Below are 13737 nucleotides of genomic sequence, written 5' to 3'. Positions count from 1 at the left end.
CCGGTTCTGTACCAATGTGATGCCACAACACCTGACGAGGGAGTGGGGTCACGATGGACGGTGCAGCAGGCTGGATCCTCGGCGCGATCGCGCTCTCGCTGGTCCTCGTCGCCGTGAGCGCCCGGTCCCGCTCGGTGCAGGCGTGGCAGGTCGAACGCCTCGCCGCCCGCGTCGGACTCCCGGTGCCGCCGGCGCTCGAGGCCGACCTGCGGGCCCGGACCGCCGCCCGACTGCTCGGGAGCGCCTCCGGCGGCCTGGCAGGGCTCGCCCTCGCCCTCGGGGGGACGTTCGCCACCGGCTCGCAGCACGACCGGGTCGGCCTCTACGCCTGCGCGGCCGTCGCCGTCGCCGGGTACGGCGCCGGACTCGTCTGGGCGTCCTTCCTGGGTGCCTTCCGGCACGACGACCGCCCGCGGGTCGCCCGCCTCGACACCGTGACGCTCTCGGCCTACGTGCCGAGCCTGCTCCGACTGCTCGCGTGGGTGCTCTGGCTCGCCACGATCGCCCTGGTCGCCGTCGAGCTCGGTGGCCGGGACCTGCGGCTCGCCGTGGTCGTCGCCCCGCTCCTCGCGGTGTCCACCCTGAGCCTCGTCGCCCTCGAGGTCCTCGGCCGCCGCCTCGTGCTCCGCGGACAGCCCGCGGCCACCACCGAGGAGCTCATGTGGGACGACGCCCTCCGTTCGTCGGCGCTCAACGGGGTGGCGACCGGCATCCGGCAGGTCCTGCTCATCACGCTGATCGGCAGCACCCTGCTCGTGACGGACACCGCGTCGGCGTGGCTGCTGCTCCCCGCGTTCGTCATCACGGCCGGCAGCGTCGTGCTCGTCAAGATGAGCCGGATCGCCGACACGTGGTACCTCGAGCAGCTCTGGCCCGGCACACCCGCCGGCGTCGCCGCGCAGCGCGGGCACTGAGACCCCCGGCGCCCCGATGATCCAGATCGACGCCGCATCGCGGCTCCCGCCGTTCGAGCAGCTCCGGCAGCAGCTCGTGCAGCAGATCCACGGCGGAGCCCTGCGCCCCGGCCAGCGGCTGCCCACCGTCCGCAAGCTCGCCGCCGACCTCGGCCTCGCCCCGAACACCGTCGCCCGGGCGTACCGCGAGCTCGAGTCCGACGGCCTGGTCGAGACCCGCGGGCGGAACGGCACGGTCGTGCGCCTGCACGACGACGACACCGAACGTGCCGCGGTCGCCGCCGCGCGGTCCTACGTCGAGACGGTGCGACGGCTCGGGGTGCCCGACGAGCACGCCGAGCGGCTGGTCGCCGCCGCGCTCGTCGCGGCCGCGCAGCGGCCGCCGGGCGACTGAGCGCTCAGCCCAGCTCGCGCCCGCCCGCCCATACCCGCTGCACCTCGAGCGCCGGTGACAGCGCCACGAGGTCCGCGGCGTACCCCGGCGCGAGCCGGCCCAGCCGGTCGCCGAGCCCCAGCGCCGCGGCCGGCACGCTCGTCAGGGCGGCGACGGCCTCGGGCAGCGTCCGCCCGGCGAGCGCGACGGCGTTGCGGAGCGCCACGTCCTGCGTGAGCGTCGAGCCGGCGATCGTCTCGGTCCCCGCCACCAGGGCGACACCGTCCGTGACCGTCACGTCGAGCGACCCGAGCCGGTAGGACCCGTCGGCCGCGCCGGCGGCGCCCATCGCGTCGGTGATCAGCGCGACCCGGTCGGGTGCGGCACGGAACAGCGTGTCCGCGACGACCGGGTGCACGTGCACGCCGTCCAGGATGAGCTCGAGGGTCACCCGTTCGTCGGCGATCGCGGCGCCGATCGGGCCGGGGGCCCGGTGGTGGATGCCCGGCACGGCGTTGAACGCGTGGGTGAGCACGGTCGCACCGGCGTCGAAGGCCGCGCGTGCGTGGTCGAGGGTACCGACGGTGTGGCCGACCGCCACGACGACGCCCGCGTCGACGAAGCGGCGGACGGCGTCGAGCGCGCCCGGCAGCTCCGGGGCGACGGTGACCTGGCGGAGCACGCCGTCGCCGGCCTCGAGCAGCGCCTCGACGGCCGCCGGTGTCGGGTCGACCAGGAACGACTCGTTGTGCGCGCCCTTGTTGTGCGGGGACAGGAACGGCCCCTCCAGGTGCACGCCGAGCACGAGCGGGTCGGCCGTCCGCACGGCCCGGATCCGTTCGAGCGACGCGACGAGGGCGTCGACGGGGTTCGCGACGAGCGACAGGACCGAGCGGGTCGTGCCGTGCGACCGGTGCATCGCGAGCGCCGCGTCGACGGTGTCGTCCTCGTACGCCTGGGTCGCCCCGCCGTGACCGTGCAGGTCGACGAAGCCGGGCGTCAGGACCGCGTCGCCCAGGTCGACGACCCGGTCCGCCGCGGGGGCGTCGGGGCCGGCGCCGACCGCGTGCACCGCGTCACCGACGACGAGGACCCAGCCGTCCGTCGTGGTGCCGGCCGCGTCGACGACGCGGGCTGCGCGCACCAGGGTGCGCTGGGCCTCCCGGCCGGTCTGGAGGCCCGTGGCACTCATGCGGTCTCCCTGCGGAACGCGACGACACCGCTCAGGGCGGCGACCACGACGAAGACCAGGCCGACCACCGGTCGCCCGATCGCGAGCCAGGCGCCGCCTGCGGCGACGACCAGGGCGACCTCGACGATGGTCTTGCCGACGATGTCGGTCTCGATCGGGGAGCGCGGCGAGCGGAAGAAGTACCAGACCACGGCGGCGAACAGCGGTGCGCCGATCATGAACAGGACACCCGGGAACGGGAACGGCCACGCGAGGTAGCCCCAGTACGCCAGGGACAGCAGGCCGAACACGCACACGACGACCCGCAGGACCTGCCAGCCGTCCAGGCGTCGTCGGGAGCCGGCTGCCGGTGTCGGTGCCGGGACACCGTCCCAGTCGACGGGGGACTGCGGGGCGTTGGTCATGGTGCTGCCTACTTGAAGATGATGGTGCGGGCGCCGTCGAGCAGGACGCGGTCCTCTGCGATCCAGCGCACCGCCTGGGTGAGCGTCCGGGATTCCTCGTCCTGGCCGATGGAGACCAGCTCGTTCGGGTCCTTCGTGTGGTCGACGCGGACGACGTTCTGCTCGATGATCGGTCCCTCGTCGAGGTCGCTCGTCACGTAGTGCGCGGTCGCACCGATGAGCTTCACGCCGCGGGCGTGCGCCTGCCGGTACGGGTTCGCGCCCTTGAACCCGGGCAGGAACGAGTGGTGGATGTTCACGGCGCGGCCCTCGAGCGCGGCGCACAGCTCCGGCGACAGGATCTGCATGTAGCGGGCGAGGACGACGAGCTCGATGTCGTGCTCCTCCACCGCCTGCAGCACGCGGCGTTCCATCTCCTGCTTGCTCGCCGCGTCCGTGACCGGGCGGTGTTCGAAGGGCACCGAGTAGAACGCGGCGAGCTCGGACAGGTCCGCGTGGTTCGACAGGACGAGGGGGATCTCGATGGGCAGCTGCCCGCGGCGCTGCCGGTAGAGCAGGTCGTTCATGCAGTGCCCGGCCTTGGACACGAGCACCAGCGTGCGGGTCGGCCGGCCGACGACGTCGAGCTGGACGCGGGCGTCGTACCGGGCGGCGACGGGGGCGAGTGCCGCCTCGAACGTCGCGCGGTCCACCGGCGCCATGACCTGCAGCCGCATGAAGAACGTGTTCGTGTCGGCGCTGGAGAACTGCTGCGACTCGGTGATGTTGCCCTCGGCGGCGACGACCGCTCCGGAGACGGCGTGCACGATCCCGGGCTGGTCGTCGCAGACGAGCGTCAGGGTCCAGTGCGTGGGGGTCGCGTCGGTCACCGGATCAGGGTACCGGCCGCACGGTCGTGGGCGCGGGCGGGTGTCGGCGGCGGGGCCTCGCGGGGGCGCCGCTGGGCTCGGCGCGGCTCGGCGCGGCTCCGTGCGGCTCGGCGTGGCTCCGCCGGGTCGGATGGTGAGCAGGAATGGTCGAGTGCGGGGTCGCGTCCCGACACTTTCTGCTCACGAAGTCGCCGGGGCGGGGCGGGGCGGGGCGGGGCGGGGCGGGGCGCGGCGCGGCGCGCGGCCGGGCGCCGGCCGTCAGCGTCGGTGCGCGAGCAGGCGGCGGACGAAGTAGACCTCCATGCAGAGGGCCAGGACCGTCGCCGCGATGCCGATGCCGACGTACGCGGAGCCCCGGTCGGCGTTGACGATCGCCGCGATCGGGATCCCGACGCACAGGATGCCGCAGATCACCACGTTCCAGATCGCGCCCGCCCTGGTGTCGCTGCTGAACCCGCCGCCGTTCGCCATGCCGGCGACGCTACCGGGGAACAGCGGCGTCCGACCGGATCGTGAGCAGGAACGGTCGAGTGCGCCGGTCACGATCCGACACTTCCTGCTCACGAAACCGCGGTCTCCGCGCCGGGGGGGGGGCTCCTGGTGGGTGTCGAGTGAGCAGAAGACGTCGGGTGCGGGGGTACGACCCGTCGTCTTCTGCTCACTCGGCGTCAGACCCAGACCCAGGCGCGGCGGCGGTGGCGCGCCCGGCGTCCGCGGCCCGCAGGCGACGGTCGGCCAGGGTCAGCACGGTCAGGAGCACCGCGACGCCGAGGATCACCCACGCCAGCACGTGCAGGTCCGGCGTGGTCGGGGCCTGGCCGAACACACCGCCGATGAGCGAGGACGCCGCGATCGCGCCGATGTACACCGCGGTGCGGGACAGCCCGGCGGCGGTGCCGATGTACGCGGCGGGGACGAGCCGGTACAGGGCCGCCTGGTTCGAGACCGACGCCAGGGCCTGCGGCACCCCGAACAGCGCCGGGGTCAGGGCGAGCAGGACGACGGGCGACCCGGTGTGCAGGAAGAGCAGGAGCACCCCGCCGACGATCGGCACCAGCGCGGCGACGACGAGCGGCCCGCGGATCGCGGTCTTGCGTGCGACCACGAACGAGGCCACGCCGGCGACGATCGCGGCCGGCAGCTGGATGTACCCGGCGACGTCGCTCGGGTAGCCCGCGACGTCCTGCACCCACTGCGAGAACCCGTAGGTCATCGTGTAGGCGAGCAGGTACGTCAGGAACAGGCGGCCGTACGTGCGGGACAACGCGCCGTTCCGGGCGAGCAGTCGCACGTCGACGAACGGTCGCACGGCCCGCAGCTCCCACGCCACCAGGGCGACGAGCAGCACGACGGCCACCGCGAGCAGCCACCACAGCCCGGCGGACAGGTCGAGCAGGAAGACGAGCAGTGCCGAGACGGTCCCGGTCATGAGCACCATGCCGAGCGGGTCGAGCGCCTGCAGGACCGGCAGTTCGTCGGCCTCGCGCGGGCGCAGCCGGTCGGACGGCAGCCAGAGCGTCGCGACGACGATGCCGAAGACCGCGAGCGGCACGTTCACCAGGAAGATCGCGTGCCAGCCGAAGGCCGCGATGAGCGCCCCGCCGAGCGGCGGCCCGGCCGCTGCGGACACGAGCGACGTGATGGACAGCGCGCCGAGGACGAGCGGGGGCGTCGGCTTCCCGATCCGGGCGGAGTGCTGGCGGAGCGTGGTGAGCGCCGCCGGGTACGCCGACGACGTCCCGATGCCGATGAGCACCCGGGCGGTCACCGCGCCGCCGAACCCGGTCAGGACCTCGGGCACGACCCCGGCGATCCCGACGATGACGAGCCCGGTCAGGAACACCTTCTTCGGGCCGAACCGGTCGGCGAGCTTGCCCATCGTCGGCTGCGCGATCGCACTCGCCAGGTACAGGGCGGCGACGAGCCAGATCGCCTGCGCCGCACCGATCCCGAGGTCGCGGGAGATCGGGGTGAGGGCGACCGACACCATCGTGGTGTTGATCGGGTTGAGCAGGGGCCCGACGAGCACCGGGACGAGGAGCTTCGGGCCGAAGCCGCTGCCCCTGGACGTGTCGGGGGTCGTGGTGGTGGTGGACGTGAGGACGCTTCTTCCGGGTTGCGGGACGGGACGAGGGGTACGCGGGTCAGGGGTCGACGACCGGCCCGAGCACGTCCATCGCCCGCGCGACGACCTGGCGGTCCGCCTCGGGCAGGGTCGCGAGCCGCTCGGCGAGTTCGCGGTTCCGCGCTGCCCAGGCGGCCTGGCGGGCGTCCCGACCGGCGGCCGTCGCACTGACGATCGACCGCCGACCGTCCGTCGGGTCGGGCTCTCGCTCGGCCAGGCCGAGGTCGACCAGGGCCTGGATGGTCGCACCCATCGACTGCGGCCGGACGCCCTCGGCGCGTGCCAGGTCGGCGACGGTGGCTGGACCGTGCCGCAGCAGGCGGCCGAGTGCGGCGGTCTGCGACGCGGTGACCTCGTCGGCCTTCGAGGCGAGCAGCGACCGTCGGAGCCGGCCGTGCATCGTGAGGACGGCGTCGGCCAGTTCGGTCGCGTCGAGCACGGTCGCATCGGGCACGGGGGTGTCGGGCACGGGAGTGTCGGTCACGCTCGGACGCTACGCCTCGACAGGGCAACTTGCAAGCCCGCCTTTCGACCCCTCTCCGGTCACGACCAGGGTGAGCGTTCGAACACGATCCGGCGCTTCGTCACCACGAAGCCGGCACGCTCGAACGCCCGGCGCATCGGGGTGTTCGCCGCGTCCGTCGTGCCGACCACCCGCGGCTCCCCGGCCTCGGCGTGGACCCGCAGCCCCTCGGCGAGCAGGCCGTCGACGACCCCGCGGCCCCGGTGCTGGGGCAGCACGCCGATGAAGCTGATCGCCGCGTCGTACGCCGTGCGCGTCGCCAGCACGAACCCGACCACGACCCCCTCGGCGTCGAGTGCGACCCGCCAGTCGTCCCGCGACCCGGGCAGGGAACGGTAGAAGGCGAGGTCGTCGGCAGCGGCGCCCCTCGCACCGAGCTCCTCGACGGACGCCCGGGTGTGGGCGTCGAGGCTCCCGACGGCGACACGGGCGAACAGGTCGCCGAACTCGTCGTCCTCGCCGGCCCGGAAGCGCAGCGAGGACGACGCCGGGACGCCGCGGTCCGGCGTCCACGCGACGCTCACCCGTTCCGTCGACCGGCCGAGTCCCGCCGACCGGGCGGCCGCCGTCCGCCACGACAGCGCCGCGACGGCCTCGGGGTCGTCGTGCCAGTCCACCGCGACGTCGACGATCCACTCCGGCAGCACCCCGAACGCGGACCCGCCGGCCGCGATCAACCCGGCGGCGATCGCGACGCGCTCGTCGTCCGCCACGTCGGGCGCGACCAGCAGGTCGTCGAGCGTCGACGGTGCCGCCGCGTCCGCGCCGCCCCACCAGATGGCCCGTGCCACCGGGCGCCCGTCGCGGACCGCCAACCACGACCACTCCGGGCGGTGGTTGCGTGTGACGGCCTCCGCGCGGTACCGGTCCGCACCGGTCCACGCGACCGGTTCCCGCGTCGAGAACGCGAGCAGGGCCTCCCGGTCGTCCTCGGTGGTCGCGCGGAAGGCGACCGTCACCGCGGGGCGGTCATCGTCGTGACCAGGTGCTCCTGCACGTACCCGAGCCAGTCGTAGACGTCGCGCAGGCCGACGCCCGCATCGGCCTCGACCGAGCGTTCCTCGTCGTCGGCGTCCTCGATGCCGAGCCGGGTCGCGATCGTCAGCCGCAGGTCCGTCAGGGTGCGGAGCCACGCCTGCTCGTCCTCGCCGGCGAGGGCGCCGTCGCGGGTGCCCGTCAGCCAGTCGTGCACGATCGAGGCGTTCGTCGTCTTCAGGGTCAACAGGTCCGAGCGGGTGTACTGCCGGAACTCCGCGCTCGCCGCGTCGTCGTCCGGGTAGGCGTCCGGGAACATCCGCTCGGCGACCGGGTCCGCCGACAGGTCGCCGTCGAGCACCTGCCGGAGCTGCTCGGTCAGGGACGCGAGCAGGTCCCGCTCGCCGGAGGACAGGCCGAGGTGCAGGCCGTCGGCTCGGCGGACGAACGGGATCACGCTTCGGGGGCCTTGTCGACGGTCGCCTGCAGGCCGTAGCCGTGCATGGACTGCACGTGGGCCTCCATCGACTCGCGCGGGCCGGACGCCACGATCGCCCGACCGTCGTCGTTCACCTGGTGCATGAGCCGCTCGGCCTGCTCGCGCGAGAACCCGAAGTGCTGCTGGAAGACGTACGTCACGTAGGACATGAGGTTCACCGGGTCGTCCCAGACCACGGTGACCCACGGGGTGTCGGCACGGACGCTCGTCCGTTCGTCCACGTCCGGCGAGAGCAGCGTCATGCCACCAGGGTGACACAGCGCGGGCCGCTCGGTACGATCGTCACGTCGCGACTGGCGTTGGATGGGTCACCATCAGGGAGCGACAAAGACACGGTGCGCGGCCGTACGCCTGGGCTGCACCGACCGACCGTCCGAGTGCGACCAGCTGGTCGTCCGCACACCGTAGGAGTCCCGTGTCCATCACCGATCTGCCCCCGTTCGTGTCCGAGTCGGCAGAGGGCGCAGCCGGCGGCGTCGACCAGGCCGCCGCCCGCGCCGCGTTCAACGCCCCGCTCAGCGAGGTCGACCCCGAGATCGCCGCCGTCCTGCAGCAGGAGCTCGGCCGCCAGCGCGACACCCTCGAGATGATCGCGTCCGAGAACTTCGTGCCGCGCGCCGTCCTCGAGTCGCAGGGCTCCGTGCTCACCAACAAGTACGCCGAGGGCTACCCGGGCAAGCGCTACTACGGCGGCTGCGAGTTCGTCGACGTCGCCGAGCAGCTCGCCATCGACCGGGCGAAGGCCCTGTTCGGTGCCGCGTACGCGAACGTCCAGCCGCACTCCGGCGCCAGCGCGAACGCCGCGGTCCTGCACGCCATCGCCTCGGCCGGCGACACCATCCTCGGCCTCGAGCTCGCCCACGGCGGGCACCTGACCCACGGCATGAAGCTCAACTTCTCCGGCCGGATCTACAACGCCGTGGCGTACGGCGTCGACCCGGAGACCTTCGAGGTCGACTACGACGACATCCGCGCGAAGGCGATCGAGCACCAGCCGAAGGTCCTCATCGCCGGTTGGTCGGCGTACCCCCGTCAGCTCGACTTCGCGAAGTTCCGCGAGATCGCGGACGAGGTCGGCGCGACGCTCTGGGTCGACATGGCGCACTTCGCCGGGCTCGTCGCCGCGGGCCTGCACCCGTCGCCGCTGCCGTACGCCCACGTCGTGTCGTCGACGGTGCACAAGACCCTCGCCGGTCCGCGCTCGGGCATCATCCTGTCCAACGAGGAGTCGCTCTTCAAGAAGCTGAACTCCGCGGTGTTCCCGGGCCAGCAGGGTGGCCCGCTCATGCACGTGATCGCCGCGAAGGCCACCGCGTTCCTGCTCGCCGGCCAGCCGGAGTTCAAGGACCGCCAGGAGCGCACGCTCCGTGGTGCGAAGGCGCTGGCCGACCGGCTCACGCAGGACGACGCGAAGGCCGCCGGCATCGACGTGCTCACCGGTGGTACCGACGTGCACCTGGTGCTCGTCGACCTGCGCGAGTCCGAGGTCGACGGCAAGCAGGCCGAGGACCTGCTGCACGAGGTCGGCATCACCGTGAACCGCAACTCCGTGCCGTTCGACCCGCGCCCGCCGATGGTCACCTCGGGTGTCCGCATCGGCACCTCGGCGCTGGCCACCCGCGGTTTCGGCGACGCCGAGTTCGCCGAGGTGGCGGACATTATCGCGCTGACGCTCATGCCGAACCCCGACATCGACGCGCTCTCGGCCCGGGTCACGGCCCTGACCGACGCCTTCCCGCTGTACGCGTGAGCGCCACGTCCTCGCTCGCGCCGATGCCGCGTGCGCGCTGGGCTGGTGAGGGCAGTGCCGTCCGCATCGACGGCACCGCCCTCGCCGCCCGCACGCTCGACGAGCTCCGCGTCCGCATCGACCGGCTGCACGAGCACGGCGTCCGCCCCGGCCTCGGCACGATCATGGTCGGCTCGAACCCCGGCTCGGTGTCGTACGTCGCCGGCAAGCACAAGGACTCGGCGCAGATCGGGCTCGACTCGGTCCGCATCGACCTGCCCGAGACCGCGAGTGCGGCGGACATCCGGGCAGCGATCCTGCAGATGAACGACGACCCGCGGGTCACCGCGTTCATCGTGCAGCTCCCGCTGCCGCAGGGCATCGACCCGATCCCGATGCTCGAGCTGATGGACCCGGCGAAGGACGCCGACGGCCTGCACCCGACGAACCTCGGTGAGCTCGTGCTCGCCGTGCCCGGTGGTGCCGGCACGATCGACGCACCCCTGCCCTGCACGCCGCGGGGCATCGTCGCGATGCTCGAGGCGTACGACATCCCGATCCGGGGTGCCCACGTCACGATCATCGGCCAGGGGCTGACGGTCGGCCGTCCGCTCGGGCTGCTGCTCACCCGCCTCGAGGCGACCGCCACCCTGACGCACTCGTTGACCGCCGACGTCGCCGCGGAGTGCCGCCGGGCCGACATCATCGTCGCCGCCGCCGGGGTCGCCGGGCTCGTCGAGCCGGACTGGGTGCAGCCCGGAGCGGCCGTGATCGACGTCGGCATCACCCGCGTGGTGAACGAGGAGACCGGCAAGGCGAAGCTGCACGGTGACGTCGACCCCGCGGTCGCATCGGTGGCGGGCTTCCTGTCGCCGACCCCCGGCGGCGTCGGGCCGATGACCCGCGCGATGCTCATGAAGAACGTGGTCGAGGCCGCGGAGCGCCGCCTGCAGTAGGCGCGGTGCGGGCGCGGGCGCGGGAGCGGGTGTTCGCCCCGCTTCGTGAGCAGGAATGGTCGGGTCCCGGCGCATGACTCGACCGTTCCTGCTCACGAAGTGCGGCCGGGAGGCCCGCCCCGCCCCCGTCCCGCCGGCTCGGTCGCGGGGGCGGCCGGGTCAGCGACCGCCCCTCGGACGGGCGGTTCTGCTGCGGGCCGCGCCGCGCTACGGTTCGAGCATGACGACGACCGCCGCCGAGCCACAGGGTCGCGAGACGCTGTTCACGAAGGACACCCGGAAGCTCGTCTGGATCACCCTGCTCTGCCTCTTCCTGCAGGTGCTCGGGCAGAACTGGTCGGCCGGCCCGCTGCTGCCCGGGAGCACGGCGGACGTCTCCCTCGGGTCCGTCGAGTTCCAGGCCCGGCCGTGGATCGGCTGGGTCGTGCTCACGATCGGCTTCGCCGTCGCCGGCTTCGTCGTCGGGGTCGCTCGCCGTGGTGCCGCGCGCTGGGACCAGGACCGCGTGCTCGCCCTCGGTCTGGCCGGGGTCGTCGGCGTCACCGTGCTGGTGTGGGTGCTGTTCATCGTGCAGTACGAGTGGGTGTACTGGGCGGTCGCGCACGGCAACCTGCACCCGTTCACGATCGGCGACGTCTCGTCGTCGGTCGAGCGTGCCGGGTACGCCCCCTGAGCGCACCGGTCGACACCGGAGGAGCCCTCGCGGCGTTCTCGACCGTGCGGGCCGCGTCGTCGTCGGTCTGCTCGTCGACACGGGTGCTCGTCGACACGGGTGCTCGTGGACACGGGTGCTCGTCGACACGGGTGCTCGTCGACACGGTGCGGCAGGGTCACGTCGTGACGGACCGGGCCCTGCGCCCACACGGGTCCCCGTTGGTCGGCGCCCCGGTCACGACGGGACGCACGGCCCGCTGACCGCTCGTCCCCTGGTCAGTCGCGGCGGGCGCCCTGCGCGGCGTGCACCGTGAAGACGTTCGGCTCGCGGTACCCGGCGTCGGCGAAGGCGGCGGTGACGGCCGCGGTGATCGCACCACGGGCCTCCCGGTCGACCAACGCGATCGCCGCTCCGCCGAAGCCGCCACCGGTCATGCGGGCGCCGACGGCGCCGTGCGCGACAGCGGTCGCGACCGCCAGGTCGAGCTCCGGCACGGAGATCTCGAAGTCGTCGCGCATCGACTCGTGCGAGGCGACGAGCAGCGGCCCGATCGCCCGCGGGCCCTGCTCGCGGAGCGTCCGGACGGTGTCGAGGACGCGCTGGTCCTCGGTGACGATGTGGCGCACGCGGCGGAAGGTCTCGTCGTCCAGGAGCTCCTGTGCACGCGGCAGGTCGTCGACGCCCACGTCGCGCAGCGCCTCGACACCGAGGACCTGCGCGCCGCGCTCGCACGAGTCGCGGCGGGCCTTATAGCCGCCGGTCGCGTGGGCGTGCTCGACGCGGGTGTCGATGACCAGGACCTCGAGGCCGTTCGACTCGAGCGCCAGGTCGACGACAGCGGTGTCGAGCGTGCGGCAGTCGAGGAACACGACGGCGTCCTGCTCGCCGAGCAGCGACGCGGACTGGTCCATGATGCCGGTCGGTGCGCCGACGGCGTGGTTCTCGGAGTACTGGCCGACGCGGGCCAGGGTCTTGCGGTCGAGGCCGAGCTCCCACAGGTCGTTGAAGGCCAGGGCGACGCCGCACTCGATCGCGGCGCTCGACGACAGCCCCGCGCCGACCGGGACGTCCGAGTCGATGAAGACGTCGAAGCCGGTGCGGTCGGCGAGGTCGACACCGGCGTGCTCGCGGAGCGCCCAGGCGATGCCGAACACGTACGACGACCACCCGTCCATCGCGTCCGGCGACAGATCGTCGAGTCCGAGCGACACCGCGCCGCCCGCTGCGTCGAAGGCGGAGGCGACCCGGATGACCCGGTCGTCGCGGCGGGCGATCGACGCGGTGGTGCGGCGGTCGATCGCGAACGGCAGGACGTACCCGTCGTTGTAGTCGGTGTGCTCGCCGATCAGGTTGACCCGACCCGGAGCGGAGTACCGCACGGACGGCTCGTACCCGTAGACCTGCTGGAACGTCATGCGCGCTCGATCCCTCCTCGGATGAACTCGGCGGCCTGCTCGGGCACGAGGTCCCCGATCCAGGCGCCCATGGCGGCTTCGCTGCCGGCCAGGTACTTGAGCTTGGTCGCCGCCCGACGCGGCGAGGTGATCTGCAGCATGAGCCGCACGGTGTCCCGGCCGACGTGCACGGGGGCCTGGTGCCACGCGGCGATGTACGGCGTCGGGTCCTCGTAGAGCTCGTCCATGCCGCGGGTCAGGCGCAGGTGCATGTGCGCGAGCTCGTCCTTCTCGGCGTCGGTCAGTCCGGCGAAGTCGGGGACGTGGCGGTGCGGCAGCATGTGGACCTCGATCGGCCAGCGCGCGGCGAACGGCACGAACGCCGTGAAGTGCTCACCCCGGAGCACGACCCGCTCGGAGGCCTGCTCGTTCGCCAGGTGCTGCGCGAACAGGTCCGGACCGAAGCGGTCGATGGAGTCGAGGAGCCGCTGCGTGCGCGGCGTGACGTACGGGTACGAGTAGATCTGCCCGTGCGGGTGGTGCAGCGTGACGCCGATCGCCTCGCCCCGGTTCTCGAACGGGAAGACCTGCTGGATGCCGGGCATCGCGGAGAGCGCGGCGGTGCGGTCCGCCCAGGCCTCGACCACGGTGCGGGCGCGCGACTCGGTGATCGACGCGAACGAGCCCTCGGTCGCGGGGGAGAAGCACACCACCTCGCACCGCCCGACGCTGCGGAGCTGCCGGTTCAGACCGACCTCGGCCAGGGACGCCAGCGACTCCGGGGCGTCGTCCGCCTCGAGCAGTGGGCCGAAGGACGGCGACCGGTTCTCGAAGACCGCGACGTCGTAGGTGCTCGGGATCTCGGAGGGGTTCGACGGTGTCTGCGGCGCGAGCGGGTCCTGGTCGGCGGGGGGCAGGAACGCGCGGTTCTGCCGGCTCGCCGCGATGGAGACCCACTCGCCCGTCAGGACGTCCTGCCGCATCCGGGCGGTCTCCGGTCGCGCGTCGAGTGCGCGGCCGTCGATCGCTCGCTCGGCGGGCAGCGTGGAGTCCGCGTCGTCGAAGTAGAAGAGGTCGCGGCCGTCCGCGAGCTTCGTCGCGCGCTTGGTGATCACCCGACCACCCTAGT

The 13737-nt window shown here is 73.2% G+C and carries 16 protein-coding genes and 1 riboswitch; of the genes, 5 read left to right on the top strand and 11 right to left on the bottom strand.

The features are described from left to right. The first annotated feature begins 53 nt into the window (after positions 1 to 53). The gene (locus DEI99_RS15160; protein ID WP_111040939.1) at positions 54 to 914 is read left to right on the top strand and encodes a hypothetical protein; all 861 of its coding nucleotides are present in this window, start codon (positions 54 to 56) and stop codon (positions 912 to 914) included. A 16-nt stretch (positions 915 to 930) separates the two neighbouring features. Next, entirely contained in the window at positions 931 to 1308 is a 378-nt protein-coding gene (locus tag DEI99_RS15155) for a GntR family transcriptional regulator (protein ID WP_111040938.1), read from the top strand. A 4-nt stretch (positions 1309 to 1312) separates the two neighbouring features. Here the strand turns inward: DEI99_RS15155 and nagA are convergent, their stop codons facing one another. From nagA to clpS, 9 genes are all read right to left on the bottom strand, one after another. Continuing rightward, positions 1313 to 2479 carry an N-acetylglucosamine-6-phosphate deacetylase gene (gene nagA, locus DEI99_RS15150; protein ID WP_284180883.1) on the bottom strand — a complete coding sequence of 389 codons (1167 nt, stop codon included), beginning with the start codon at positions 2477 to 2479 and terminating at the stop codon, positions 1313 to 1315. Continuing rightward, entirely contained in the window at positions 2476 to 2883 is a 408-nt protein-coding gene (locus DEI99_RS15145; protein ID WP_111043192.1) for a YrdB family protein, read from the bottom strand. The genes nagA and DEI99_RS15145 overlap by 4 nt, the downstream gene beginning before the upstream one ends. Positions 2884 to 2891: 8 nt before the next feature. Beyond that, positions 2892 to 3752, bottom strand: coding sequence for a formyltetrahydrofolate deformylase (gene purU, locus DEI99_RS15140; protein WP_071254042.1), 861 nt, complete (start codon positions 3750 to 3752; stop codon positions 2892 to 2894). 258 nt (positions 3753 to 4010) lie between these two features. Further along, positions 4011 to 4223, bottom strand: coding sequence for a hypothetical protein (locus tag DEI99_RS15135; protein WP_111041306.1), 213 nt, complete (start codon positions 4221 to 4223; stop codon positions 4011 to 4013). A 187-nt stretch (positions 4224 to 4410) separates the two neighbouring features. Then, the gene (locus tag DEI99_RS15130) at positions 4411 to 5781 is read right to left on the bottom strand and encodes an MFS transporter (RefSeq protein ID WP_220037128.1); all 1371 of its coding nucleotides are present in this window, start codon (positions 5779 to 5781) and stop codon (positions 4411 to 4413) included. Positions 5782 to 5896: 115 nt separating this feature from the next. Beyond that, on the bottom strand, positions 5897 to 6361 hold the full coding sequence (locus DEI99_RS15125; RefSeq protein ID WP_220037127.1) for a MarR family winged helix-turn-helix transcriptional regulator: 465 nt from the start codon (positions 6359 to 6361) through the stop codon (positions 5897 to 5899). Between the two features lie 59 nt (positions 6362 to 6420). Then, positions 6421 to 7359, bottom strand: coding sequence for a GNAT family N-acetyltransferase (locus tag DEI99_RS15120; protein ID WP_146247087.1), 939 nt, complete (start codon positions 7357 to 7359; stop codon positions 6421 to 6423). Beyond that, positions 7356 to 7832, bottom strand: coding sequence for a DUF2017 family protein (locus DEI99_RS15115; protein WP_111041303.1), 477 nt, complete (start codon positions 7830 to 7832; stop codon positions 7356 to 7358). The genes DEI99_RS15120 and DEI99_RS15115 overlap by 4 nt, the downstream gene beginning before the upstream one ends. Next, positions 7829 to 8116, bottom strand: a complete 288-nt coding sequence (clpS, locus tag DEI99_RS15110; protein ID WP_111041302.1) for an ATP-dependent Clp protease adapter ClpS — start codon at positions 8114 to 8116, stop codon at positions 7829 to 7831. The genes DEI99_RS15115 and clpS overlap by 4 nt, the downstream gene beginning before the upstream one ends. 37 nt (positions 8117 to 8153) lie before the next feature. Then, positions 8154 to 8238: riboswitch (ZMP/ZTP riboswitch) on the top strand. Between the two features lie 78 nt (positions 8239 to 8316). Here clpS and glyA point away from each other — a divergent pair. The 3 genes from glyA (at position 8317) to DEI99_RS15095 (ending at position 11232) form a co-directional block, all read left to right on the top strand. Further along, complete coding sequence (glyA, locus tag DEI99_RS15105; protein WP_111041309.1) at positions 8317 to 9624, top strand: serine hydroxymethyltransferase; 1308 nt, start codon at positions 8317 to 8319, stop codon at positions 9622 to 9624. A gap of 23 nt (positions 9625 to 9647) precedes the next feature. After that, positions 9648 to 10559, top strand: coding sequence for a tetrahydrofolate dehydrogenase/cyclohydrolase catalytic domain-containing protein (locus DEI99_RS15100; RefSeq protein ID WP_111041307.1), 912 nt, complete (start codon positions 9648 to 9650; stop codon positions 10557 to 10559). Positions 10560 to 10779: 220 nt separating this feature from the next. After that, positions 10780 to 11232, top strand: a complete 453-nt coding sequence (locus tag DEI99_RS15095) for a hypothetical protein (protein WP_111041301.1) — start codon at positions 10780 to 10782, stop codon at positions 11230 to 11232. Positions 11233 to 11489: 257 nt separating this feature from the next. Here DEI99_RS15095 and galK read toward each other — a convergent pair whose 3' ends face one another. Further along, positions 11490 to 12629 carry a galactokinase gene (gene galK / locus DEI99_RS15090; protein ID WP_111041299.1) on the bottom strand — a complete coding sequence of 380 codons (1140 nt, stop codon included), beginning with the start codon at positions 12627 to 12629 and terminating at the stop codon, positions 11490 to 11492. Beyond that, entirely contained in the window at positions 12626 to 13723 is a 1098-nt protein-coding gene (galT, locus tag DEI99_RS15085; RefSeq protein ID WP_111041298.1) for a galactose-1-phosphate uridylyltransferase, read from the bottom strand. The genes galK and galT overlap by 4 nt, the downstream gene beginning before the upstream one ends. Between the last annotated feature and the right edge of the window lie 14 nt (positions 13724 to 13737).

Origin of the sequence: Curtobacterium sp. MCLR17_036, assembly GCF_003234445.2 — a bacterium.
Classification (GTDB): Bacteria; Actinomycetota; Actinomycetes; order Actinomycetales; family Microbacteriaceae; genus Curtobacterium.
The sequence above is the reverse complement of the archived record's forward strand: the minus strand, read 5'-3'. Positions and strand labels throughout refer to the sequence as shown.

Excerpts from the sequence above, each read along its gene's own strand:
- DEI99_RS15160 (WP_111040939.1), top strand. The coding sequence starts at position 54 with ATGGACGGTGCAGCAGGCTGGATCCTCGGCGCGATCGCGCTCTCGCTG.
- DEI99_RS15155 (WP_111040938.1), top strand. The coding sequence starts at position 931 with ATGATCCAGATCGACGCCGCATCGCGGCTCCCGCCGTTCGAGCAGCTC.
- nagA (WP_284180883.1), bottom strand. The coding sequence starts at position 2,479 with ATGAGTGCCACGGGCCTCCAGACCGGCCGGGAGGCCCAGCGCACCCTG.
- DEI99_RS15145 (WP_111043192.1), bottom strand. The coding sequence starts at position 2,883 with ATGACCAACGCCCCGCAGTCCCCCGTCGACTGGGACGGTGTCCCGGCA.
- DEI99_RS15135 (WP_111041306.1), bottom strand. The coding sequence starts at position 4,223 with ATGGCGAACGGCGGCGGGTTCAGCAGCGACACCAGGGCGGGCGCGATC.
- clpS (WP_111041302.1), bottom strand. The coding sequence starts at position 8,116 with ATGACGCTGCTCTCGCCGGACGTGGACGAACGGACGAGCGTCCGTGCC.
- DEI99_RS15100 (WP_111041307.1), top strand. The coding sequence starts at position 9,648 with ATGCCGCGTGCGCGCTGGGCTGGTGAGGGCAGTGCCGTCCGCATCGAC.
- DEI99_RS15095 (WP_111041301.1), top strand. The coding sequence starts at position 10,780 with ATGACGACGACCGCCGCCGAGCCACAGGGTCGCGAGACGCTGTTCACG.
- galK (WP_111041299.1), bottom strand. The coding sequence starts at position 12,629 with ATGACGTTCCAGCAGGTCTACGGGTACGAGCCGTCCGTGCGGTACTCC.